The sequence below is a fragment of the Qipengyuania mesophila genome (genome assembly GCF_019711655.1).
Lineage (GTDB): Bacteria > Pseudomonadota > Alphaproteobacteria > Sphingomonadales > Sphingomonadaceae > Qipengyuania > Qipengyuania mesophila.
On sequence record NZ_JAIGNU010000001.1, the window covers coordinates 39,852 to 63,811 of the forward strand.

At 66.4% G+C, this 23,960-nt stretch carries 21 protein-coding genes; 6 read left to right on the forward strand and 15 right to left on the reverse strand.

Annotation, left to right across the window (positions count from 1 at the left end):
• Nucleotides 1-78: 78 nt before the first annotated feature.
• The 6 genes from dnaE to K3181_RS00225 form a co-directional block, all read right to left on the reverse strand.
• Nucleotides 79-3,555: a DNA polymerase III subunit alpha gene (dnaE, locus tag K3181_RS00200; RefSeq protein WP_221599690.1), complete on the reverse strand. Its 3,477-nt coding sequence runs from the start codon at nucleotides 3,553-3,555 to the stop codon at nucleotides 79-81.
• A 74-nt stretch (nucleotides 3,556-3,629) separates the two neighbouring features.
• Nucleotides 3,630-4,109, reverse strand: coding sequence for a glutathione peroxidase (locus tag K3181_RS00205; RefSeq protein ID WP_221599693.1), 480 nt, complete (start codon nucleotides 4,107-4,109; stop codon nucleotides 3,630-3,632).
• 7 nt (nucleotides 4,110-4,116) lie between these two features.
• The gene (locus K3181_RS00210) at nucleotides 4,117-4,626 is read right to left on the reverse strand and encodes a hypothetical protein (protein WP_221599695.1); all 510 of its coding nucleotides are present in this window, start codon (nucleotides 4,624-4,626) and stop codon (nucleotides 4,117-4,119) included.
• 82 nt (nucleotides 4,627-4,708) lie between these two features.
• Nucleotides 4,709-4,987 carry a hypothetical protein gene (locus K3181_RS00215; protein WP_221599697.1) on the reverse strand — a complete coding sequence of 93 codons (279 nt, stop codon included), beginning with the start codon at nucleotides 4,985-4,987 and terminating at the stop codon, nucleotides 4,709-4,711.
• 49 nt (nucleotides 4,988-5,036) lie between these two features.
• Entirely contained in the window at nucleotides 5,037-5,723 is a 687-nt protein-coding gene (locus K3181_RS00220; protein WP_221599699.1) for an ABC transporter ATP-binding protein, read from the reverse strand.
• Nucleotides 5,716-6,957, reverse strand: a complete 1,242-nt coding sequence (locus K3181_RS00225) for a lipoprotein-releasing ABC transporter permease subunit (RefSeq protein WP_221599701.1) — start codon at nucleotides 6,955-6,957, stop codon at nucleotides 5,716-5,718. The genes K3181_RS00220 and K3181_RS00225 overlap by 8 nt, the downstream gene beginning before the upstream one ends.
• 171 nt (nucleotides 6,958-7,128) lie before the next feature.
• Between K3181_RS00225 and purF the strand changes: the two genes are divergently transcribed.
• From purF to K3181_RS00240, 3 genes are all read left to right on the forward strand, one after another.
• Entirely contained in the window at nucleotides 7,129-8,601 is a 1,473-nt protein-coding gene (purF, locus tag K3181_RS00230; RefSeq protein WP_221599703.1) for an amidophosphoribosyltransferase, read from the forward strand.
• On the forward strand, nucleotides 8,601-9,311 hold the full coding sequence (locus tag K3181_RS00235; RefSeq protein WP_221599705.1) for an SDR family NAD(P)-dependent oxidoreductase: 711 nt from the start codon (nucleotides 8,601-8,603) through the stop codon (nucleotides 9,309-9,311). The genes purF and K3181_RS00235 overlap by 1 nt, the downstream gene beginning before the upstream one ends.
• A 110-nt stretch (nucleotides 9,312-9,421) precedes the next feature.
• On the forward strand, nucleotides 9,422-9,769 hold the full coding sequence (locus tag K3181_RS00240) for a PilZ domain-containing protein (protein ID WP_221599707.1): 348 nt from the start codon (nucleotides 9,422-9,424) through the stop codon (nucleotides 9,767-9,769).
• 40 nt (nucleotides 9,770-9,809) lie between these two features.
• Here K3181_RS00240 and K3181_RS00245 read toward each other — a convergent pair whose 3' ends face one another.
• Genes K3181_RS00245 through K3181_RS00255 form a run of 3 tightly spaced genes read right to left on the reverse strand, consistent with a single transcriptional unit; the run spans nucleotide 9,810 to nucleotide 13,708 of the window.
• Nucleotides 9,810-11,018, reverse strand: a complete 1,209-nt coding sequence (locus tag K3181_RS00245) for a serine hydrolase domain-containing protein (RefSeq protein WP_221599710.1) — start codon at nucleotides 11,016-11,018, stop codon at nucleotides 9,810-9,812.
• Nucleotides 11,019-11,020: 2 nt separating this feature from the next.
• Nucleotides 11,021-12,265 carry an SAM-dependent methyltransferase gene (locus K3181_RS00250; RefSeq protein WP_221599712.1) on the reverse strand — a complete coding sequence of 415 codons (1,245 nt, stop codon included), beginning with the start codon at nucleotides 12,263-12,265 and terminating at the stop codon, nucleotides 11,021-11,023.
• A 51-nt stretch (nucleotides 12,266-12,316) separates the two neighbouring features.
• Nucleotides 12,317-13,708 (reverse strand): cryptochrome/photolyase family protein, encoded by a 1,392-nt coding sequence (locus K3181_RS00255; protein WP_221599714.1) that lies wholly within the window; start codon nucleotides 13,706-13,708, stop codon nucleotides 12,317-12,319.
• Nucleotides 13,709-13,749: 41 nt separating this feature from the next.
• On the opposite strand from K3181_RS00255, the gene K3181_RS00260 reads away from it, so the two are divergent.
• A complete protein-coding gene (locus K3181_RS00260; protein ID WP_221599716.1) occupies nucleotides 13,750-14,520 on the forward strand; it encodes a phosphatase PAP2 family protein in 771 nt (256 codons plus the stop codon).
• Between the two features lie 41 nt (nucleotides 14,521-14,561).
• On the opposite strand, the gene K3181_RS00265 is transcribed toward K3181_RS00260, so the two are convergent.
• From K3181_RS00265 to K3181_RS00275, 3 genes are all read right to left on the reverse strand, one after another.
• Nucleotides 14,562-15,575, reverse strand: coding sequence for a metal-dependent hydrolase (locus K3181_RS00265; RefSeq protein WP_221599718.1), 1,014 nt, complete (start codon nucleotides 15,573-15,575; stop codon nucleotides 14,562-14,564).
• Between the two features lie 483 nt (nucleotides 15,576-16,058).
• Complete coding sequence (locus K3181_RS00270) at nucleotides 16,059-17,093, reverse strand: 2-oxoacid:ferredoxin oxidoreductase subunit beta (RefSeq protein ID WP_221599719.1); 1,035 nt, start codon at nucleotides 17,091-17,093, stop codon at nucleotides 16,059-16,061.
• On the reverse strand, nucleotides 17,093-19,045 hold the full coding sequence (locus K3181_RS00275; protein WP_221599721.1) for a 2-oxoacid:acceptor oxidoreductase subunit alpha: 1,953 nt from the start codon (nucleotides 19,043-19,045) through the stop codon (nucleotides 17,093-17,095). The genes K3181_RS00270 and K3181_RS00275 overlap by 1 nt, the downstream gene beginning before the upstream one ends.
• 176 nt (nucleotides 19,046-19,221) lie before the next feature.
• On the opposite strand from K3181_RS00275, the gene K3181_RS00280 reads away from it, so the two are divergent.
• Together K3181_RS00280 and K3181_RS00285 are read left to right on the forward strand one after the other, a co-directional pair.
• On the forward strand, nucleotides 19,222-20,172 hold the full coding sequence (locus K3181_RS00280; protein WP_221599723.1) for an alpha/beta hydrolase: 951 nt from the start codon (nucleotides 19,222-19,224) through the stop codon (nucleotides 20,170-20,172).
• Complete coding sequence (locus tag K3181_RS00285; protein WP_221599725.1) at nucleotides 20,169-20,645, forward strand: RNA pyrophosphohydrolase; 477 nt, start codon at nucleotides 20,169-20,171, stop codon at nucleotides 20,643-20,645. Before K3181_RS00280 ends, K3181_RS00285 begins: the two co-directional genes overlap by 4 nt.
• Before the next feature lie 36 nt (nucleotides 20,646-20,681).
• Here the strand turns inward: K3181_RS00285 and K3181_RS00290 are convergent, their stop codons facing one another.
• From K3181_RS00290 to guaB, 3 genes are all read right to left on the reverse strand, one after another.
• Entirely contained in the window at nucleotides 20,682-21,188 is a 507-nt protein-coding gene (locus K3181_RS00290) for a tetratricopeptide repeat protein (protein WP_221599727.1), read from the reverse strand.
• Nucleotides 21,189-21,256: 68 nt separating this feature from the next.
• Nucleotides 21,257-22,429, reverse strand: coding sequence for an RsmB/NOP family class I SAM-dependent RNA methyltransferase (locus K3181_RS00295; protein ID WP_221599729.1), 1,173 nt, complete (start codon nucleotides 22,427-22,429; stop codon nucleotides 21,257-21,259).
• 15 nt (nucleotides 22,430-22,444) lie between these two features.
• Nucleotides 22,445-23,908, reverse strand: a complete 1,464-nt coding sequence (gene guaB, locus K3181_RS00300) for an IMP dehydrogenase (protein WP_221599731.1) — start codon at nucleotides 23,906-23,908, stop codon at nucleotides 22,445-22,447.
• Nucleotides 23,909-23,960 lie beyond the last annotated feature (52 nt).

Genomic DNA, 23,960 nt, shown 5'->3' on the forward strand with positions numbered 1-23,960 from the left:
AATCCGGTACCGGGGCCGCTCGGCGCGGCGACGGCAGGAGGCGGATTGCATCGCCCCGAGGTTCGCAATGACGATGCCTTACGCGACGAGGCGCAAATTCGCCTTCCCCCGCCGCGCGGTCAGCTGCACCTTGGCAAGGCCGGGCACGCTTGCCAAGCGTTCGGCAAGCTCTCCGTCGATAGAAAATCTGCGACCCAGACGCATCACGGGCGGGGTTGCGTCGCCGGTCAGCAGCGTCGCGACCACCTCGTCGCCGCCCTCGCCCCCCGCGCCGAGGTCGAGCGCGAGCTGGGTCAGCGCATCGACGCTCTCGACCTCGAGCGTCAGCAGCATCGCCATGCTGCCCTTCACCGCCGCCAGCGGGACGGCACCCCGCACGGTGATCCGCGGCGGTTCGTCGGGGCTCGGGCTGTCGAGTTCGACGTCGAGCTTCACGCAGGTCTGGTCCTGCGCCCACTGGAGGAATTTTTCGACCAGGCCCTCCTCGAAGCAGGCGGCGCTGAACTGGCCCGAACTGTCGGAAAAATCGGCGCGGATGAAGGGCTTGCCGCGCCGCGTGGTGCCCTTGTTCACCTTCTCGACCATCGCCGCCATCACCGCGCCCGCGCGGCCGCCCGGAGGTGCCCCGCCCGCCATCAGCGAGGCATAGCTCCGCGCGCCCTGCGCGCTGGCGACCTGGCGCCACGCCTCGACCGGGTGTTCGGCGAAGTAGAAGCCGAAGTTCTCCTTCTCGCGCGCCATCTGCTCGGCGCGCGGCCAGGGATCGGCCTCCTTGAGTCGGAAGCCGTCCTCGACCGCGGAATCCTCGCCGCCGAACAGACCGCCCTGCCCGCTCGACCGCTCGCGCTCGGCGGCGTCGGCGACAGCCAGCAGCATGTCGGCATTGGCCATCAGTTTCGCGCGGTTGGGTTCGAACTCGTCGAGCGCGCCCGCGCTGATCAGCGCCTCGAGCTGGCGCGAATTCATCGAACCCTTGGGCAGGCGCTCGAACAGATCCTTCAGGCTGGTGAAAGGCCCGGCAGCCTCACGCTGCTCAACGATCGCCTCCATCGCACGCTCGCCGACATTGCGGATCCCGGCCAGGGCATAGCGCACCGCATAGCCCTCATCGGTCTGTTCGACCGAATATTCGGCCTCAGAATGGTTGAGCGAGGGCGGCAGGACCTTGATCCCGCTGCGCCGTGCATCGTCGACGAACACCGCCAGCTTTTCCGACTGATGCATGTCGAAACACATCGAAGCGGCGTAGAATTCTTCCGGGTAATGCGCCTTGAGCCAGGCGGTCTGGTAGGCGAGCAGCGCATAGGCGGCGGCGTGCGACTTGTTGAAGCCGTAGCCCGCGAACTTGTCGATCAAGTCGAACAGGGCGTTGGCCTCGGCCTTCTCGATCCCGCTGACCTCCTTGCATCCATCGACGAAACGCTGGCGCTGCGCGTCCATCTCGGCCTGGACCTTCTTGCCCATTGCGCGGCGCAGCAAATCGGCGTCGCCGAGCGAGTAGCCGGCGAGGATCTGCGCCGCCTGCATGACCTGTTCCTGGTAGACGAAGATGCCGTAGGTCTCGGCGAGGATGCCCTCGAGCTTGGCGTGCGGATATTCGATCGCCACCTCGCCCGCCTTGCGCTTGCCGAACAGCGGGATGTTGTCCATCGGACCCGGGCGATAGAGCGAGACCAGCGCGATGATGTCGCCGAAATTGGTCGGTTTCACCGCCGTCAGCGTGCGCCGCATGCCTTCCGATTCCAGCTGGAACACGCCGACCGTGTTGCCCGCCTTCATCAGCTCGTAGACCTTGGGATCGTCGAGCGGCAGCTGCGACAGGTCGATGTCGATTTCGCGCCGCTTGAGCAGGTCGACCGCCTTCTTGAGCACCGAGAGCGTTTTCAGCCCGAGGAAGTCGAACTTGACCAGGCCCGAGCTCTCGACATTCTTCATGTCGTATTGCGTCACCGGCATGTCGGAGCGCGGATCGCGGTAGAGCGGCACCAGCTGCGCCAGCGGCCGGTCGCCGATCACCACGCCCGCCGCATGGGTCGAGCTGTTGCGCGGGAAGCCCTCGAGCTGCATCGCCAGGTCGACGAGCCGCTTCACCTCGTTGTCGTTGTCGTATTCGTGCTTGAAGTCCGCGGCGCCATTGAGCGCGCGCGGGAGCGTCCACGGGTCGGTCGGGTGGTTGGGCACCATCTTGCACAGGCGATCGACGTGGCCATAGCTCATCTGCAGGATGCGGCCGGTATCGCGCAGCACCGCGCGCGCCTTCAGCTTGCCGAAGGTGATGATCTGCGCGACGTGATCGTGGCCGTATTTCTCCTGGACATAGCGGATCACCTCGCCGCGCCGCGTTTCGCAAAAGTCGATGTCGAAGTCGGGCATCGAGACACGTTCTGGATTGAGGAAGCGCTCGAACAGCAGGCCGAGCTTGATCGGATCGAGATCGGTGATCGTCAGTGCCCAGGCGACCAGGCTGCCCGCACCCGAACCGCGCCCCGGACCCACGGGAATGTCGTGATCCTTGGCCCATTTGATGAAGTCGGCAACGATCAGGAAGTAGCCCGGGAAGCCCATCTGGTTGATGATGTCGACCTCGAACTTGAGACGGTCATCATAGACCTGGCGCTCCTCGGCGCTCATCTCGCCATAGGGTTCGAGCCGCGCTTCGAGGCCCTTGCGCGCGTCCTCCGCCAGCATGCGCGCCTCGCCCTCGAGGTCGCCCGCAAGGCTGGGCAGGATCGGCTTGCGATAAGGCGGCGCATAGGCGCAGCGCTGCGCCACGACGAGCGTGTTCTCGACCGCCTCGGGGAGGTCGGCGAAGGCCTCCTCCATCATGTGGTAGGTCTTGACGTAGCTTTCCGGATTGGAGCGCACGCGCTCCTCCGCATCGACATGGGTCGAGCGGGCGATGCAGAGCATGGCGTCATGCGCCTTGTGCATGTGCGGTTCGGCGAAATTGGCCGGGTTGGTCGCCACCAGCGGCAGGTCGCGGGCATAGGCGAGCTCTACCAGCGCCGCCTCGGCGCGCTCCTCGACCTCGTTCCCGCGCCGCGCGAGTTCGACGTAGAGCCGTTCCGGGAACAGCGCCTGCAACCGGTCGAGCAGCGCTTCGGCATGCGCTTGCTGCCCCTCGGCGAGCAGCCGCGTCACCGCGCCCTCGCTCGCGCCGGTGAACGCGATCAGCCCGTCGGTGCGGCCGTCGAAATCCTCCATCGCCACATGCGGTTCGAATTCGAGCGGGCGGTCGAGATGCGCCCGCGAAACGAGGTGGCAGAGATTGTCGTAGCCCGCCTCGTCCTGCGCATAGAGTGGCAGGTAATCGACCTGCTTGCCTTCCGTATCGCGCGCCACGCCGAGCAGCGTTCCGATGATCGGCTGGATGCCCTCCGCCTTGCAGGCATTGGCGAACATCACCGCGCCATAGAGCCCGTTGCGGTCGGCGATCGCGATCGCGGGAAAGCCGCGTTCCTTCGCCAGCTTGGCCATCGCCTTGGGATCGATCGCGCCTTCGAGCATCGTGTAGGCCGAGAGGATGCGGAAGGGGACGAAAGGCTTGAAGGACATGCGGGCAATATGCGGATTCCGCGCGCGATTCACCAGCCGCGCGCACGCTCAATTCTCCACAGGCTGGTGGAGACTCAAAGCAGCCTTTCGATATCCTTGGCGATCGTCTTGGGCGCGTCGGTCGGGCCATAGCGCTTCACGACATTGCCTTCGCGGTCGATCAGGAACTTGGTGAAGTTCCACTTGATCGCCTTCGAGCCCATCAGTCCCGGCTTCTCCGCCTTCATCCAGTCGAACAGCGGGCTGGCGTTGTCGCCATTGACCTCGACCTTGGCCATAAGGGGGAAGGTCAGGCCGAAATTGACCTTGCAGAATTCGGCGATCTCGTCGGCATTGCCCGGTTCCTGCCCGCCGAACTGGTTGCACGGGAAGGCGAGCACTTCGAAGCCGCGGTCCTTGTAGCTCTGGTAGAGCTCTTCGAGCCCGTCGTATTGCGGAGTGAAGCCGCATTTGCTCGCCGTGTTGACCACCAGCAGCACCGTGCCGAGCTTGTCCGACAGATCGAGCTGCTCACCCTTGTTGGTGGCGACGGAGAAATCGGCGATGGTGGTCATGGCGGGGCTAGTCCTTGCGGCGATAGATCAGGTCGAAGCTGTCGGACCAGCTGCGCCCATGGTCCGAACTCGCCTGACCGTACTGGCGCACGCTGCCATCGGCTTCAAGCGTATAGGTCATTCGCACGAGCGAAGGTTTTCCTTCCGTGTCCTTGCCCCAATAGCCGGTCAGCACCATCGCGCCATCGACCGGACCGCCGTCGAAGAATACGCGGCCAGGCGCGCCGCCCACCCACAGCTGGTGCCAGGTGCCGTCGGCGGGGTCGAAGGCGCTGAGGCTCGACCCGCTACGCCCCTGCAGCGGCATCCACGTCTCGCGGATCGCGCAGCCGGCGCTGACCTTCTCGATCCGGCTCTCGGCGATCTTCTGGTCGCCGCCCCTGGGAAATACCTCCCATTCGCCAACCCAGAAATCGAAGGCGCCGAAGCTAGCCCCTTCGCATTTGGGTGGGGGAGGAGGCGGTGGGGCCGGGGTTGCGGCCTGCGCCAGAACGAGCGCGAATGCGGCAGTGATCATGTGCGGTTCTCCCCTGATGCCGCCACGATGCGCCGCGCGGCAGCCGCGCGCCAGTGGCTATCGACGGAGAACCGATGCCTGCCTACGAACCGGGAAAGTCGTCACGCGCGGCCAGCGCCTCGATCTCGGCCCTCTCTAGCCGGTGGTCGCCGGCCTTCTGGATGACGAAACGATCGCGCTCGGCGGGCGGGTAGGCCATGATCTGCGCGACCATCTCGGCCAGCGTGCCGCCGCGGACGCCCTTGCCGCCATCGAAAATCCCCTGGCCATCGTCCGATAGATGGATCTCTGCCCGGTCGTCCCAGTCGACGCCGGTGCGGTTCGTGTCCTCGCCCTTGAAGGTGCTGGGGTGGTCGGTCATGCAAATTTCTCCTTTGCCAGACCAACGTGCGAAACGCGCTCCGGGTCCGCTATTCGAGCACGCCCTCGTGCAGCCGGACCACGCGGTCCATCTTCTGCGCCAGCCGCTCGTTATGGGTCGCGATCAGCGCCGCGCTGCCCTCGCCACGGACCAGCGCGAGGAATTCGGCCAGGACCTTGTCCGAGGTCGCTTCGTCGAGATTGCCCGTTGGCTCGTCGGCGAGCACCAAATCGGGCTTGTTGGCGAGCCCGCGGGCGACCGCCACGCGCTGCTGCTCGCCGCCCGACAGCTGGCTCGGGCGATGGGTCAGACGATGCGACAGCCCCAGCGCGACCAGCAGGTCTTCCGCGCGTCGCTCGGCCTCGTCGCGAGTCCTGCCGGCAACCAGCTGCGGCAGGACGACATTCTCGCGCGCGTCGAAATCGGGCAGCAAATGGTGAAACTGGTATACGAAGCCGAGATGCTCGCGCCGCAACACGGTGCGCGCGCGCGAGTCCGATTTCTCCGCCGAATGGCCGGCGATGACGATCTCGCCGCCGAAACCGCCCTCGAGCAGGCCCACCGCCTGCAGCAGCGTCGACTTGCCCGAGCCCGAGGGGCCGAGCAGCGCGACGATTTCGCCCGGGCGGATCGCGAGGTTGACCCCGCGCAGCACGTCGATACGTTCGCCGCCCTGTTCGAAGCTGCGCGTCAGGCCCTTGAGTTCGACCACCGGTTTCACGCCGTCGCTATTCATAGCGCAGCACCTGGACCGGATCGGTACTCGCCGCCTTCCACGCCGGGTAGAGCGTGGCGAGGAAGCTGAGCCCCAGCGCGAGCAGCACGATCAACGAGACCTCGCCCGGGTCGATCTTCGACGGGATGGTAGTGAGGAAGCGATATTGCGGGTCCCACAGGTTCTGGCCCGTGATCGCGCCGATCGCCTCGACGATCTGCTGCCGCCCGGCGAGGATCAGGAAGCCCAACACCAGACCCACCGCCGTCCCGATCGCGCCGATCGTGAAGCCGGTGGTGACGAAGATTTTCATCAGGCTCTGCCGTGTCGCGCCCATGGTGCGCATGATCGCGATGTCGCGCGTCTTGGCGCGGACCAGCATCACCAGGCTCGAGAGGATGTTGAAGGCGGCGACCAGCACCATGAAGCTGAGCGCGAAGGCCATCGCCGCGCGCTCGACCTGAAGCGCCTCGAACAGCGTCGCGTTGATCGTCTTCCAGTCGGACACCACCGCCCGTCCCTCGACCGCGCGCTGGACCGGGGCGAGGATCTCGCCGACCTCGTCGGGGTCCTCGACCGAAACCTCGATCATGCCCACCGAATCGCCGATCATCATCAGTTGCTGCGCGTCCTTCATCGGCATCACGACATAGGCGCCGTCGTAATCGTAGATCCCGACCTCGAAGATCGCCGCGACCTCGTAGCCGATCTGGCGCGGGACCGTGCCGAAGGGGGTGGAGCGGCCCTGCGGATTGATGACGGTGATGGTGTCGCCCACGCGCGCGCCGATGTTCTCCGCCAGGCGGACGCCGATGGCGACCTTGTTCGCCCCCGGCTGGAGCGCGGCGAAATTCCCGGCGACCGCCTTCTTCGACAGTTCCTGCAGGTCCCCGGCGGTGTTGCCGCGCACGAGGATCGCCTCGACGCGCCCGTTGAAGCTGGTCAGCAGCGGCTGCTCGATCAGCGGGGTGGCGCGCACAACGCCCGGCGTCGCGCGCACTTCCTCGAGGATATTCTCCCAATCGTCCATCCGCCCGCCATAGGCCTGGACGATGGCGTGGCCGTTGAGGCCGACGATCTTGTCGAGCAGTTCGGCGCGAAAGCCGTTCATGACGCTCATCACCACCACCAGCATGGCGACCGAGAGCATCACCACGCCGATCGAGATGCTGGCGACCAGCGCGATGAAGGCCTCGCCCTTGCCCGGAAGCAGGTAGCGCTTGGCGATCGTCCATTCGAAGGGGGAAAGGATCAAGGCGGCCCTTGCAGGTGACTATTGCTTGGATGCGCGTGTAGGCAGCTAGGGCCTGCCGCGCAATGAAATCGTGTTTACGCGGGGTCGGTCCGTCTCACTACCCTTGTAATCGGAGCGTAACATCGCCATTGGGGCGCGCATCCCGATCAGCCGCGGCGGACAGGCCTTTCGATGAACCTCACCCACCCGTTTCTCGACGAGGATGGCGACAAGCTGCGCGAAGAGTGCGGCGTGTTCGGCGCGATCAACGCGTCCGATGCTGCGGCAGTGACCGCGCTCGGCCTCCACGCGCTCCAGCATCGCGGGCAGGAAGCCGCGGGCATCACCAGCTTCGACGGCGCCGAGTTCTTCACCCGCCGCGGGCTCGGCCACGTCGCGGAGAATTTCTCGTCGCAGGAAGCGATCGCCGAACTCCCTGGCACGATGGCTGCGGGCCATGTGCGCTATTCGACCACCGGCGGCTCGGGCCTGCGCAACGTCCAGCCGCTCTATGCCGATCTCGCCAGCGGCGGCTTCGCGGTCGCGCACAACGGGAATATCTCGAACGCCGGCATGCTGCGCGAGGACCTCGTGCGGCGCGGCTCGATCTTCCAGTCGACCAGCGACACCGAGGTCATCATCCACCTCGTCGCGACCAGCCGCTATCCCACGATCATGGACCGCCTGATCGACGCGCTGCGCCTGCTCGAAGGCGCCTATGCGTTGATCGTGATGACGCCCGAGGGCATGATCGCCTGCCGCGACCCGATGGGCATCCGTCCGCTGCAGATGGGCCGCATCGGCGATGCCACCGTCTTCGCCTCCGAAACCGTCGCCTTCGACGTGGTCGGCGCACAATTCGTCCGCCAGGTCGAGCCGGGCGAGGTGATCAAGGTCGATTTCGACGGCAATGTCGATTCGCTCCACCCCTTCGGCGACCACGCACCGCGCCCCTGCATCTTCGAACACGTCTATTTCAGCCGCCCCGATTCGGTCTTCGACGGACGCAGCATCTACGAAGCGCGCAAGGCGATCGGCGCCGAACTCGCGCGCGAGAAGCCGGTCGAGGCCGACCTCGTCATACCCGTGCCCGACAGCGGCGTGCCCGCTGCGATCGGCTATGCGCAGGAATCGGGCATTCCCTTCGAGCTCGGCATCATCCGCTCGCACTATGTCGGGCGCACCTTCATCCAGCCGAGCGACGGCGCGCGCCATGCCGGCGTCAAGCGCAAGCACAACGCCAACCGCGCGCTGGTCGAGGGCAAGCGCATCGTCCTCATCGACGACAGCATCGTGCGCGGCACCACCAGCATGCAGATCGTCGAGATGATGCGCGACGCCGGTGCGACCGAAGTCCATTTCCGCGTCGCCAGCCCGCCGACCGCACACAGCTGCTTCTACGGCGTCGACACGCCCGAGCGCAGCAAGCTGCTCGCCGCGCGGATGGACGTCGAACCGATGCGCGAATTCATCAAGGCCGACAGCCTCGCCTTCGTCTCGATCGACGGGCTCTATCGCGCGGTTGGCGAAAAGCCGCGCAATTCGGCCTGCCCGCAATTCTGCGACGCCTGCTTCACCGGGGACTACCCCACCTCGCTGACCGATCTCGGACGGCGCGACGACAAGCAGGAACAACTCGCCTTTCCTTCCGAACAGGTCGCTTGATGACACAACCGCTCGACAACCGCCTCGCCCTCGTCACCGGGGCGAGCCAGGGGATCGGTGCTGCCACCGCGAAAGCGCTAGCCGCGGCGGGCGCACATGTGGTGCTGACCGGCCGCGACGTCCGCGCGCTCGAAGCGGTCGAGGATGCGATCCACGATGCCGGCGGCGCCTCGACCATCGCGCCGGTCGACCTCTCCGAGAGCGATGGCATCGCGCGCCTAGCGGCAGCCATCGGCGGACGCTGGGACAAGCTCGATTATCTCGTCATTTCCGCAGCCTATCTGCCCATGCTCACCCCGGTTACGCAGATCGACGGCAAGCAGTTGAGCCAGGCGCTGACGGTCAATTTCCTCGCCACGCAGGCGTTGCTGGCCAATTTCGACCCGCTGCTCAAGCGCGCCGACGCCGGCCGCGTGATCGGCCTCACCAGCAGCGTCGGCGGCAGGCCGCGCGCCTATTGGTCGGCCTATGGTGCGACCAAGGCGGCGTTCGACAATCTGCTCGAAAGCTATGCGCAGGAGGTCGAGAAGATCTCCAAGGTCCGCGTGGCGCTGGTCGATCCCGGCGCGACCCGCACCGCGATGCGCGCCAAGGCCTATCCCGGCGAGGACCCGGCGACGGTCAAGCCGCCCGAAGATGTCGCCGACCGTCTGGTCGAGCTGCTGGTTAACGATTTCGACGGCTTTCACCGAGAGCGCGTCGAAACGTGAGTTAACCACAACCGTCCATTCCCGTGAAACCACTCGGGGCGATAATTCCGCCTTGCCCGCGCGCCATGCGCGGGAAAGTCGCACCGAATGGACCAAGGAGGCGTGGTGAGATGATCCACCAGTCGCAAGACCGCTACACGCTTGCCGCGCAGGAAGATCGCTGCGCCCCGCGGACCAAGCTGACCATTCCCGCGCAATTGCGCGCCAGTGGTGGCCGCGCCTTCCAGACCGTGGTCCACGACTTGTCGATCTCGGGCTTTTCGGCCGCGGCGATCAACCGCATGCACGAAGGCCAGCTCTGCTGGCTCACCCTGCCCGGCCTCGAATCGCTCCAGGCGCAGGTGGTGTGGTGGGAAGAATGCTTGGTCGGCTGCGCCTTCAGCGAGCTGCTGAGCCCCTTCGTCCACGAATCGATCCTGTCGCGCTACGGCGCCGCGGACATCCCCCGCCCCTATTGAGTCGAACCGGCGGAGGGGCAGCGCTGCCCCCTCCCCCGAATCAATCGTCGAGTGCGGCCACCAGCTTGCCGACCAGCGTGCGGAACCCGTCGCGGTTCGTGCGGCTGGTGGCGGTTTCCCAATTGCTGACCACCGCGACCACCAGGCGTTCCTCAGGCACGATCGTGATCGCCTGGCCGAAGATACCCTGCGCGCCGTAGGTGGCTCCGGGATAGGTCCACCACTGGTAGCCGTAGCCGAAGCCCGGCGCTTCGGGGGCGAAGTCCACCAGCGGGGACCCGGCAGTGGCGAACCAGCCGTCGGGCACCACGCCCTTGCCGCCTTCGAGCGCGAACTGGCCCATCCGCGCATAGTCCGACAGCCGCAGCGAGAGGCAGCAGCCGCCGATATTGCCGCCGGTCAGGTCCTGCATCCAGAACAGCCCGCCCTCGAAGCCCGCGGGCTCGACGATCTTTTCCGCGGCATAGGCGGCGAGCGACTTGCCCGTGGCCTGTTCGACGATCAGGCCGAGAAGATTGGTCTCGAGTGTCTTGTAGACCCATTTGGTCCCGGCCGGGGCCTCGCGCTTCAACGTACGCGCATAGGTCACCGCCTGCGATTCGCCCGCGACCGGCGCGATCGCGAGCATCTTGGCGACGTCGCTGTCGGGGTCGGTGTAGTCCTCGTTCCACGCCACGCCCGAGGTCATGGTGGCGACCTGGCCGACGGTGACGCCGTCATAGGCGGTGCCCGCGAGCGCGGGGACGATCTCGGTGACCGGCGTGTCGACGCCGGCGATCTTGCCATCGGCGATCGCCGCACCGAGCAGCGTCGAGGTGAAGCTCTTGGCGACCGAGAAGCTGGTCCAGCGATCGGTCGGCGCGAGGCCGAGGCCATAGTCCTCGAACATCACCTTGCCGTCCTTGAGCACCATCAGCCCGGCGGCATGCGTTTCGGCCATATAGTCGCGGATCTGGGCTTGCAGTTCGGCAGGGAGCACGTCTGCGCTGCGCGGCAGTTCGCGCACCGGATTGGCGGGTGCGACTTCGAGCCCCGGAAACAGACCTTCCATGTCGCGGAATGCGGCCGAACGGCGCGCGTCGTTCCAGAACAGGATCGAATCGCCCGGATCCATGCTCGCCATCTGTTCGGGCATGGACTGGGTGACCGCCGGGATGGCAGGCGCAACCGGCGCGCTCTCGACCGTGTCATAGGTGCTCGCGCAGCCGGCGAGCGCCAGCGCCGCCGTCGAAATCCAAAGCCCGCGCATCCTCATTCTCCCTGTTTCACCAGCGTGACCTGGTGGACGTCGATCCCGCCGCCGCGGAACCCACCCTCGCAATACATCAGATAATAGCGCCACAGATTGCAGAAGCGCTCATCGAAACCCGCCGGCAGGCGGCCTGCGGCCTCTGCCGCATCGAAACGCGTCCGCCAAGCCTCGAGCGTTGCGGCATAGTCGAGCCCGAAATCGCGCTGGTCCTGCCAGGCGAGCCCGCGCTCCTCCGCCAGCCGTCGGAATTCGCTGGTGCGGATCAGCAGGCCGCCGGGAAAGACATAGGCCTGGATGAAATCGGCGCTCTGCGCATAGGCCTCGAACAGCTCGTCGCGCATGGAGATATACTGGATCGCGGCGCGCCCGCCCGGCTTCAGATTGCGCGCGATGCAGTCCATGAAGGTCGGCCAGTATTCGCGCCCCAGCGCCTCGACCATCTCGACGCTGACGATGGCATCGAACTGGCCCGAGCAGTCGCGATAGTCCTGCTTGCGGAATTCCACCCCGGCACCGTGCCGCTCGCGCGCCCAGGCCAGCTGGGCATCGGACAGGCTGATCGCGGTGACCCGGCTGCCGCGCGCGGCGAGATCGCCCGCCAGCCCGCCCCAACCGCAACCGATTTCGAGCACGGTCTCGGCATCTCCGATACGCGTAGCCAGCGCCGCCCACTTGCGCCTTTGCGCCGCCTCGAGCCCGTCCTCGCCGACCTCCAGCGCGGAGGAATAGCTCATCGTCGGGTCGAGCCAGGCGGCGTAGAAATCATTGCCGAGGTCGTAATGCGCGGCGATGTTCTTCTGTGCGCCCGCCGGCGTGTTGCGGTTGAGCCAGTGGGCGAAGCGCGCGGCGAGACGGAAGGGCCCGCGCGCGCGTCCGGTGTCGCCCAGTTCCTCGCCATTGGCCATGAATAGCGCGAACAGCGGAACCGGGTCCGGACTGGCCCATTCGCCCGCTTCCCAGGCCTGGTACCAGCCGATCGAGCCATTCGTCGCGAGCCGCAGCAGCGCGGTCCAGCTGCGCAGGTCGACCGTGCACTCGAAGCCCGGCGCGCGTCCGCCGAGCGTTCGCGTGGTCCCGTCGGGCAGCCGCGCATGGATCGTCCCCCGCACCAGCGCGGCGTCGATGCGATCGAGGATCTTGCCGAAGCCGGGCGCTACCAGGCGCGCGAACAGGCCCGGCTTGCGGGCGAAGCGCCGGGCACCGGCGAGCAGGCCGCCGCCACGCGAGGAAGTCGGCATGTCCATCGGTCACGGTATGACTCGACCGGGCGTCGCGCTCAAGCGCCTTGCCGCTGGTCACTTCGCAGACCGGTATGCCTCCAGCGCGCGCTCGCGGGCCTCCTTGTGGCCGATCATCTTGGCCGGATAGGCGCCGCGCTTCGCGTCGGGCGGGTCGTGGATCTCGGCATCGGACAGGTCGGCCAGCTCGGGCACATAGGTGCGGATATAGTCCGCCGCATCGAACTTCTCGCTCTGGCTTAAGGGCGCCATGATCCGCACGAACATATTGCTGTCGACTCCGGTGCCGCTGATCCACTGCCAGTTGACGCCGTTGTTGCCGTAATCGGCATCGACCAAAGTGTCCCAGAACCATTGCTCGCCGTGGCGCCAGTCGATCAGCAAATGCTTCACGAGGAAACTCGCCGCGATCATCCGCACGCGGTTGTGCATCCAGCCGGTCTGCCACAGCTGGCGCATCCCGGCATCGACTATGGGGTAGCCGGTCATACCCTTCTGCCAGCACTCCAGGTCCGCGCGGATCAGGTGCCCGGCATCGGGATTGCGCCACAGCTTGCGCTCGTCGTAATCGCGATAGGATTTGCGCGGATAATCGGGGAACTGGTCGATCACGTTCTGCGCATAATCGCGCCAGATCAGCTCCTTGGCGAAGGTGCGCCAGCCCTCGCTGCGCTTGTCCTTCAGCTTGTGCCACACCTGCGCGGGGCTGATTTCGCCCCAGTGAAGATGCGGCGAGAGGCGCGAGGTCACGTCCTGTGAAGGCAGGTTGCGGCCCTCGTCGTATGCGCCGACCTCGTGAGCCCACCAGTCGAGCCGTTCCTGCGCCGCGGCCTCGCCGAAGTCCCAGAATGCACGGATACCGCCCGCCCAGTCGGGGCTGGTCGGCAGCAGGCCCCAGTCGGCGAGATCGTCGCTCTCGGGCCAGCTATCGGGCGAATGGATCGTCTCGGGATCGGGCAGCGGGTCGCGCGGCGGCATGCAATCGAGCATCGCCTTCGAGAAGGGCGTGTAGATCTTGTAGGGATCGCCCGATCCGGTCGTGACACTGCCCGGCGGGAGCAGGTAGTTGCCGTCGTAGAGGCACAGCTTGCACGCATCCCCCAGCGCATCGCGCAGTTCGTCCTCGGCATGCTTCCACCACGGCTCGTAATGGCGCAGCGCGTGGATGCACCCTGCCCCGATTTCGTGTGCCAGCGCGGCAAGCACTTGCGGCGCGTCGCCCTTGCGCAAGACGATGCGCGAATGGCGGCTGCCGAGCGTTTTGCCGAGGCTCTCGAGCGAATGGTGCAGCCACACGCGCGAGGCCCCACGATAGGCATGGTCGCCCGCGCGCTCGTCGTCGAGCACATAGACCGGGATTACCGGGCCGAGCTTCGCGGCGGCATGGAAGGCGGGCTGGTCGGCCAGTCGCAAATCGCGCCGCAACCAGACGATCTGGGGTGAACTCATGCGCACGGAACGGAAAGGCCATCGCGAATGTTCCCCCTGTCATGGAAGCAAAACAATCCGACATCGTAACGCCCGAAGAACCGCCGCTTCCGGCGGAAGATGTCAGGCTTCCCGAACGCGGCTTTACCGTCAACCGGACCAAGGCGCTGGTTGCCGCCGGGGTTCTCTGGGCCGGATGGGCCGCGATGGTCTATTTCGTAACCCACAGCGTGACCGGCGGCTTCGACGACTGGGGACTGCACCTCTATCGCACCGGGCCCGACCTGCATCCCCGCGGCGGGATGCTGATCCACGAGGCGGTGCGCGACACCACCGCGCTCGGCGGGGTTTTCCTCAGCACGCTGATCGTCATCGGCGCTGCGGTCGCACTGCTGTTCCTCAGGCTTCGGCGCGAGGCCTTCCTCTTAGTGGCGACCGTTTTCTTCGGCTGGATGCTCAACAATCTGATGAAGTGGCTGATCGGACGCGAGCGGCCGCTGATCGTGCCGCACCTGACCGAGGCCGGCGGCAACAGCTTCCCCAGCGGCCACAGCTTCGCCAGCGCGATGATCTACATCGGCATGGCGCTGGCCTTTGCCTCGCTCAGCAAACGGCATTCGGTGCGCTACACGCTGATCGGCTGCGCGATGGTGCTGAGCGCCATGATCGCGTGGAGCCGCGTGATGCTCGGGGTGCACTTTCCCAGCGATGTGACCGCTGGCTGGATGGGCGGCGCGGCCTGGGCCTTCACTGCGGCGGCGCTGCTCTACCAGCCCGCCAAGGCCGCGGCGGACAGCGAGGTCGGTCACAAGCTCGAAGAAGCGACGCACTAACCGGTTGATGCGAGCTGCCGGCGGCGCCTTGCCCGGTGGCCCTAGGCCGCCATCGAATCTGCCTCCAGCTTCACGCCATGGCGGCGCCAGGGCAGCGGCTCGCATCTCACATCGGGCAATGCGACTGTAAAGCGGTCCCGAGCGCGCGGGTCGTAGAAACGTGCATCGCGCAGGAGGAGAGAGCCGTCGGGTGCGCGCTCGGCGAAGGGCGCGCGGGACCAGAAGAGGAAGGCGTCTGACTGCGATCCGCCGGTGCCCAATTCCAAGTCGGACGGCCATGCACATCGTCGCGAGGTTGCGGGAACCGGTTCCTTGTAGCCTCGCAACTCATCGGCAAGACCTAGTTGCCATGAGTTTTTCCGGCCAATGATGATCTCGCGCCGCCACGGCACGAGCGGCACTGGTGAGGCAATTATCTCATCGTAATCACGCGGATCGACACCACCGACAGCTTTCGTGTTGATCGCAGCGACCACTGTCGACCCTTGAGTGAGGGTCCAATTCGCCCCGATATAGGCCAGCACCACCGCGATCGCGATCCGCGCGGGCCGTCGCCACTCCCCGCCGCGCTTTTCGCGGCGCAGCGAGAACCAGGTCGCGAAGCCCATCAGTGCCCAGAGCCAGACATCGATGATGAACAGCGTATCGCCGTAGAACCAGCGGCTGCTGAACGGCTCGAGCAGGCGGATCCCATAGACGTTGAGCCAATCGAGCGCCGGGTGGGTCAGGCAGGCGATGAAGCTCAGCAGGAACAGCCATTTGAAGCTGACCGGCAGTCGGCCATTCGGCCGCGTGCCACGCTTCGCCTGCCAGCGGTCGAAGCCGTAGAGCAATGCCGCAAGTATCAGTGGCAGCAGCACCAGCGCAGGCGGCCCATGCGTGATCCCGCGGCGGAAACCGAGATGCTCGACGCCCTCGAGCCAGAAGAGGCACGCCGCATCCACATCGGGCAGGTTCGCCCCGATGACGAGCGCGGGCATCGCGAGCCCGGTCTTCCGCTTGAGCCCCGCCTGCCCGATCAGCGCGCCGACGAGGCTGTGCGTGAGATTATCCATTGCGTTTGGTATCCGGGAAGCAAGTCACATCGGCCACAAACTTCTGTCCCATTTCTTCGAGACGATCACGCAGAGAGGAGGTGGGCGAAACATCGAAACATGCGGCGCTTCCAACATTTTCGCCCTGCTGCCAAACCCATAACCTCCCGTCGGAGCGTCGGTTTACCAGCCAGGTGCGATATCGGTCGACGCGGGCCCCGTGCTGAACGGAATAGATGGGCCCGGCACCAATGGGCGGACCAAATAGAGTTTCCGGTTCCGCTATCCCGAGCTCATAAATAACATTTATGCAAATGTAGCCGTCAGGACACTGGATGCTTCCCCAGATATCCTCCGCAGCTAGTTCTCCACGGATGACGCTAATTGGCTCGTCCGAGAACTCCGGTACCGCAATCGAGTTGGAATACCAATCGGGGTATTTGTCCCGGTAAGTCGTGCAAGATGCGCTCAACGCAAGCGCAAGCAGGGGTGTTAGAAATTTGATCAGACCGGATCCTGCGCGGTGCCGTCGACGGTCCAGGTCTGGCCCTTGCCGAGCAGCTTGGCGAGATTGGCCTCCTTGCCCGCGCTGACGGCGGATTTCTCGGCCATGGCGGCGTCCTCGAAGGTCGGGCGCGGATCGTCGTAGAGCACACCCAAGGCCATCGGGAACGGGCCGAACGGCATCTCGACCAGCATGTGCGCGATCGAGCGGTTGGTGACGTCGTGGACGATCACGCCCGCGCCTTCCCAGTCGCCGTCGGTCACGTCGACCACCGCGAGGCTGAGTGCGTCGCGGTCGAGCGTGATGCCCTTGGTGCCGCCGGCGAACAGCATCGGCTGGCCGTCTTCGAGCCAGAGCTGGCGATCCTCCGCCCCCTTGGGTGCGGCGAAATCGTTGAACACGTCCTTGTTGTAGACGATGCAGTTCTGGAAGATCTCGATGAAGGCCGCGCCCTTGTGTGCATGCGCGGCCTTGAGCACGTCGGGCAGGTTCTTCGACACGTCGAAGCCGCGCGCGACGAAGCGCGCACCCGCGCCGAGCGCGAAGGCGGCCGGACGTGCGGGGTGGTCGTAGCTGCCGATCGGGGTCGAGGGCGACTTGGTCCCCTCGCGGCTGGTCGGCGAGGCCTGGCCCTTGGTGAGGCCGTAGATCTCGTTGTTGAACAGCATGATCTGCATGTTCACGTTCCGGCGAAGAACATGCATCAAGTGGTTGCCGCCGATCGACAGCCCGTCGCCGTCGCCCGTCACCAGCCAGATGTCGAGATCGGGATTGGCGAGCTTCGCGCCGGTCGCGAAGGCGGGCGCGCGGCCGTGGATCGTGTGGAAGCCGTAGCTCTCGACGTAATAGGGGAAACGGCTCGAGCAGCCGATGCCGCTGATGAACACGGTGTTCTTGGGGTCGGCGCCCAATTGCGGGAGCGTGCGCTGCACGGCCTTGAGGATCGCGTAGTCGCCGCATCCGGGGCACCAGCGGACCTCCTGGTCGGTTTCCCAGTCCTTGAGCGTGGTTTCGATTTTGACGGGTGCGTTCATTAGTCGTTCTCCGCCTTGGGGCTCGGCAGTTGTTCGTCGTTTACCGCGACCTGTCCGCCCTCATTGCCATCGACGCCGTCGAAATACTTGTCGATCGCGGCCTCGAGCTCGGCGATCTGGAAGGGCTGCCCGCTGGTCTTGGTCAGAGGTTGCGCATCGATCAGGAACTGGTCGCGCAGCACGGTCTTGAACTGGCCGGTGTTCATCTCGGGCACGAGCACCTTGTCGAAGCCCCTGAGCAGCGCGCCGAGGTTTTTCGGCAGCGGCCAGATGTGGCGGACGTGAACATGGCTGACGTCCATCCCCTTGCGGCGGGCATTGTCGACCGCGCGGTGGATCGGCCCGAAGGTCGAACCCCAGCCGACCACCGCGAGCCTGCCCGAGGTCTCGCCGAGGCAGACCTGCTGGTCGGGCACGGCGATGCCCTCCACCTTGCTCTTGCGGGCATCGGTCATGCGCTGGTGATTGTCGGGCGAGTAATCGATATTGCCGGTCAGCTCGTGCTTCTCGATCCCGCCGATGCGGTGCATCAGGCCGGGCGTGCCGGGCTTGACCCAGGGACGCGCGCCCTTGGCGTCGCGCTTGTATGGGAGGAAGGTTTCGCCGCCCTCGTCGTCGACTGCGTTTGGCTTGTCGAGGAACGTCGCCGGGAACGGCGCGAAATCGGCCGGGTTCGGCACCTTCCACGGCTCGGCGGCATTGGCGATGTAGCCATCGGTCAGCAGCATCACCGGGGTCATGTATTCGACCGCGATGCGGCAGGCCTCGATCGCCACTTCGAAGGCGTCGCCCGGGCTGCTCGCGGCGATCACCGGCATCGGCGCATCGCCGTTGCGGCCATAGACCGCCTGGTAGAGATCGCTCTGCTCGGTCTTGGTCGGCAGGCCGGTCGAAGGGCCGCCGCGCTGCGAATTGACGATCACCAGCGGCAGTTCGGTCATGATGCCGAGGCCGATCGCCTCGGTCTTGAGCGCGATCCCCGGACCCGAGGAGCTGGTCACGCCGAGGCTGCCGGCATAGCTCGCCCCGATCGCCGCGCAGATCGCGGCGATCTCGTCCTCGGCCTGGAAGGTCGTGACGTCGAATTCCTTGAGCCGCGCGAGGTGGTGGAGGATCGCCGATGCCGGGGTGATCGGATAGCCGCCGAAGAACATCGGCAGTTGAGCCAATTGTGCGCCCGCCACGAGGCCCAGGGAGACCGCTTCGGCGCCGGTGATCGTGCGATAGAGACCCGGTGCGCTCGGCACGGGATCGACATGGAGCTGCTTCAGCGGCCCCGCCAGTTCGGCGGTCTCGCCATAGGCGTGCCCCGCATCGAGCGCCGCGATATTGGCGTCGGCGATATCGGGCTTGCTCTTGAACTTGGCCTTGAGCCAGTCGTGGATCGGCTCGCGCGGACGGTCGAACATCCACAGCGCCAGGCCCAGCGTCCACATGTTCTTCGAGCGCAGCGCGTCCTTGTTGCCGAGGCCGTAGGGCTTGACCGCCTCGATCGTCTTCTCGCTGATGTCGAAGGCGAGCACGTCGTATTTGGCGAGGCTTCCGTCCTCGAGCGGGTTGGCATCGTAATGCGCCTTGTCGAGGTTGCGCTTGGTGAAGGCGCCGGTGTCGGCGATGATCAGACCGCCCGGCTTCAGCGCGGCGAGATTCACCTTGAGCGCCGCCGGGTTCATCGCGACGAGCACGTCGGGCGCATCGCCCGCGGTATTGATCTCGCGGCTGCCGAAATTGATCTGGAAGGCCGAAACGCCGAACAGCGTGCCCTGCGGCGCGCGGATTTCGGCGGGGAAATCGGGAAAGGTCGCGAGGTCGTTACCCGCCAGCGCGGTCGACAGCGTGAACTGGCCCCCGGTCAGCTGCATCCCGTCGCCGGAGTCGCCGGCGAAGCGCACCACGACGCTCTCGGGAGTTGCGGGGAGGCCGTCCTGCGGCGCGGTGGCGGCTGTTGCCATCCGGTAGATCCTTGTCTGCGCCACCTCTCGTGGCGCCGTTTCTCTCAGGGACGCGCCACCTAGGCCGCGCCCCACCCTCTCGCAATGAAGTTTCTCTGCTAGGCCAAAAAAGGCGCGTGGAAAAGCTCCGCGAACGCGCTAAGTCCCGAAAAGAAACGTATGTGGGAGAGAGCACGATGGCCAATACCGAACACTATGTCCGCGACGATGTCCGCGGCTTCCTCGACATGCTCGAGCAAATGGGCGGCAAGGGCGTCGAAGAGGTCGGTGCGGTGGAAGGCCGCCAGCAGATGCGCACGCTGGGCGCGGTGGCCGAGGCGGAGCCGCGCACAATGGCGGTGCAGAAGGATCTGACCTGCCCCGGACCTGCGGGCCCGATCCCGGTGCGCTTCTACGACGTGAGGGCCGAGCGCGATCCGGGCCCCTGCGTGCTGTTCATTCACGGCGGCGGCTTCGTGATCGGAGACCTCGAGGTCTACAACGCGCTGTGCACCGAGATTTCGCATCATCTCGACCTGCCGGTGGTCTCGGTCGACTACCGCCTCGCGCCCGAGCACCCCTTCCCCGCCGCGCCCGACGATTGCGAGGCGGCGGCGCGCTGGGTCGCCTCCTCGCCCGCCGAGCTCGGCCGCACGATCACCGGTCTCGTCATCACCGGCGACAGCGCGGGCGGCAATCTGACCATCGTCACCACCAACCAGCTGATGAACGACCCGGCCGAGGTGCCGGTGATCGTCCAGGCGCCGATCTATCCGGTCGCGTCCGACGTCACCCAGCATTCGAGCCTCGCCATGTTCGCCGAAGGCTTCCTGCTTACCGGTGCGGCGATGGCGTGGTTCACCGACCAGTACGGCGGCGATGCCAGAGATCCACGCCACACGCCGATGGTGGGCGACTGTTCGAACACACCGCCGACGGTCGTCTGCACCGCGGGGCTCGACCCCTTGCGCGATTCGGGCCGGGAATATGCCGCACATCTGGTGCAGCTCGGCACGGAAGTGGTCTATCTCGAGTTTCCCGGCATCATTCACGGGTTTACGACGCTGCGAAAAGCGATACCGAGCGGCCAGACGGATCTCGAGGCCTTCCTCGACGCGACGAAACTGATGGTGGAACGGTACAGGTGAACGAAGAACTCGGTTACCGCCCCTGCGTGGGCGTGATGCTGGTGAATGGCGACGGCAAGGTCTTCGTCGGCCGCCGCATCGACAATAAGGAAGGCGATTGGTGGCAGATGCCGCAGGGCGGTGTCGACGAGGGCGAGGACCTCAGGGATGCGGCTCTACGCGAGCTCGCCGAGGAAACCGGCGCCCGGCCCGAGCATGTCGCCATCCTCAAGGCGATGGACGAGCCGCTGCGCTACGACCTGCCCGAAGAGCTGATCGGCAAGCTGTGGGGCGGGAAGTATCGCGGGCAGGAGCAGGTTTGGTATCTCGCGCGCTTCATCGGCAGCGACGCCGATATCGATCTCGAGGCGCATGATCCGCCCGAATTCTGCGATTGGAAATGGGCCGAGCCCGAGCAACTGCCCGAACTGATCGTCCCGTTCAAGAAGCGCGTCTACCGCACGGTGGTCGAGGCCTTCCGCGACCTGATTTGACCACGAGCCCCTGCTTCGGCAGCGGACTGGCCAAGATCAATTTGCCTGTGGTGTCGTCGCGTCGGGCAGGACCGCTTCGGCGGTCTGGACCCGCGGCGGGGGGCCGGCGGCGATGCGCGCCGAGAGCGTGCGCGTTTCGGCGCAGTTCGATCCGCACAGCGATTCGAGCTTGGCGAGATTGCCCTTGGCCTTTTCGACCGCACCCTTTTCGACCAGCGCTTCGCCCTCGCCCGCGATCGCGGCGAGATTGCGCGGGTCGCGCACGAGCGCTTCGCGATAATAGCGGATCGCCTTGCCCTGCAGCCGCTCGGCGCGCGCGGCTTCGGCAAGGCGCAGGAAGATCGGCGTATAGCCCGGATCGAGCGCCAGCGCCGCCTCATAAGCATCGATCGCGCCCTGTGTGTCGCCTTGGCTGAGCGCCGCCTGGCCCTCGGTGATCAGCACGGCGGCCCGCGGCGCAGGCTCGCGTTGCCCTGCCCAGCTCATGCTGGAAGTCATGGCAAGCGCCAGCGAAAGGGCGGCGGCGGCGGGTGCGAAGCGCATGATCGTCTCCAAAAGGGAAGTCCGTCCAAGGGTAGGCATGTCAGCCATAATCGGCACGGCTAACATGTTCACTCTGCACAGGCGATGAAAAATCCGTCGGTGCCGTCATGGAACGGCGTCAGGCGCGTTCCTTTCCCGCGCGGCCGGCCAAGCGGGATATCCGGTGCCTGGGCCGCGAGGTTCGGATGCCGCGCGAGGAAGGCATCGAACTGGTCCGCCCCTTCCTCGTCGAGCAGCGAGCAGGTGACATAGACGATCCGCCCGCCCGGCTTCACCAGCTTCGCCGCGACATCGAGCAAATGCGCCTGGATCGCGGTCAGCCGCTCCAGTTCCTTCCCGTCGAGTCGCCAGCGCGCCTCGGGATTGCGCCGCCATGTTCCCGTGCCCGAGCAGGGTGCGTCGATCAGGACCGCATCGGCCTGGCCCGCGACAGCGGCGAGCGCCTCGAGTTCCCGCCGCGGGTCGAGCAGCACGGTCGTGACATTCGACGCCGCCGCCCGCTCGGCGCGCGGCGCAAGGCGCGAGAGGCGGCCCCGATCGGTGTCGGAGGCGATCAGCCGGCCGAGATTGTCCATCGCCGCGGCGAGTGCGAGCGTCTTGCCGCCGCCACCCGCGCACAGGTCGATCACCGTTTCGCCCGGCTGTGCACCGACAGCGAGGCAGGCGAGCTGCGAACCGGTGTCCTGCACCTCGATCTTGCCCTCGCGGAATTCCGCCCACTGCTCGACCGGCGTTCCGGGTTCGAGCCGCAGCCCGTGCGGTGCATCGGTGGGGACGGCCTCTGCCGGAAGCGCCAACGTCGCGCGCTCGGCCTTGAGCGTGTTCACGCGCAGGTCGAGCGGCGCGCGCTCGAGCAGCGCTTCGGCCTCGGGCCCGGCGATATCGGCAGCGGCAAGGCGCTGGGCGAGCCACGCAGGTGCCACGCCGCCCTCGGCGGCATGCTCGCCCTCTCCCAGCGGCGCCGGGCCGTAATTCGAGCCGTCGAACAGCGGGACGAGGCTGTCATCCGTCTCGGCAAGCCGTAGCATCGCCGCCCGCCCCGTCTCGGGCACCGGCCCGCAGGCGCGGATCGCGGCGAAGACCAGCTCGCGGATCGCGCGGCGGTCCTTCGATCCGGCGAAGCGGTTGTTGCGGAACCAGTCGGCGAGGATGCGGTCGGCGGGTGCGGCCTTGGCGCGCGCCGCCGCGATGATCGCGTCGAGCAGCTCGATCGCGGTCTGGACCCTGGCAGAGGGGGTCATGCCTGAGCTCCGGGCCTAGCGCGTCGGATAGTTCGGCGCCTCGCGCGTGATCGCCACATCGTGGACGTGGCTCTCGGTCAGGCCCGCATTGGTGATGCGCACGAAATTGGCATTCTTGCGCAGGTCCTCGATCGTGGCGCTGCCGGTATAGCCCATCGCTGCCTTGATCCCGCCGACCAGCTGGTGGACCACCGCGCTGGCCGGGCCCTTGTAGGGCACCTGGCCCTCGATCCCTTCGGGGACCAGCTTCTGCTGGCTGACATCGGCCTGGAAATAGCGGTCGGCGCTGCCGCGCGCCATCGCGCCCACGCTGCCCATGCCGCGATAGGCCTTGTAGCTGCGGCCCTGGTAGATGAAGGTCTCGCCCGGCGCTTCCTCGGTCCCGGCGAGCATCGAGCCGACCATGATCGACGAAGCCCCGGCGGCGAGCGCCTTGGCGGCATCGCCGCTGGTGCGCAGGCCGCCGTCGGCGATCGCGGGTACGCCCAGCTTCTCGGCTTCCGCGACGCAGTCCATGATCGCGGTGAGCTGCGGAACGCCGACGCCGGCGACCACGCGCGTGGTGCAGATCGAGCCCGGACCGATGCCGACCTTAACCGCATCGGCGCCAGCGCCCGCGAGCACCTTGGCCGCTTCACCGGTGGCGATGTTGCCGGCGATCACCTGGACGCTGTTCGAGAGCTTCTTGACGCGCTCGACCGAGCGGGCGACGTCCTTGTTGTGGCCATGCGCGGTGTCGATCACCACCACGTCGACCTCGGCATCGATCAGCGCCTCGGTCCGTTCGAAGCCCTTGTCGCCGACGGTGGTCGCGGCGGCGACGCGCAGGCGGCCGGTCGCGTCTTTGGTGGCATGGGGATAGGCGACCGCCTTCTCGATATCCTTGACCGTGATCAGCCCGACGCAGCGGCCGCTGTCGTCGACCACCAGCAGCTTTTCGATCCGCCGCTGGTGGAGCAGCTTGCGCGCTTCCTCCTGGCTGGTGCCGAGCGGAACGGTAGCGAGGTTCTCGGTGGTCATCAGCTCGCTCACCGGCTGGCGCGGATTGTCGGCAAAGCGGACGTCGCGATTGGTGAGGATGCCGACCAGCTTGCCGCCGCGATCGGTCACGGGGATGCCGCTGATGCGGTTCTTGGCCATGATTTCCTGCGCCTCGCCCAGGATGGCGTCGGGGTGGATGGTGATCGGGTTGACCACCATGCCGCTCTCGTAGCGCTTGACCGCGCGGACTGCGGCGGCCTGTTCGTCGACTTCGAGGTTGCGGTGGAGCACGCCGATGCCGCCCAGTTGCGCCATGGCGATGGCCATGTCAGCCTCGGTCACCGTGTCCATCGCACTCGAGACGACCGGGATGTTGAGCGCGATCTCGCGCGTCAGCCGCGTGGCGGTGTTGGCCATCGAGGGGAGGATATCGCTCTCGGCAGGAACGAGAAGAACGTCGTCGAAAGTGAGACCGAGGGGGATGTCGAGATGTGCCACGTGGAGAATCGCCTGCCGGGGGAAATGTGGCGGCCCATGTAACGACGGAATG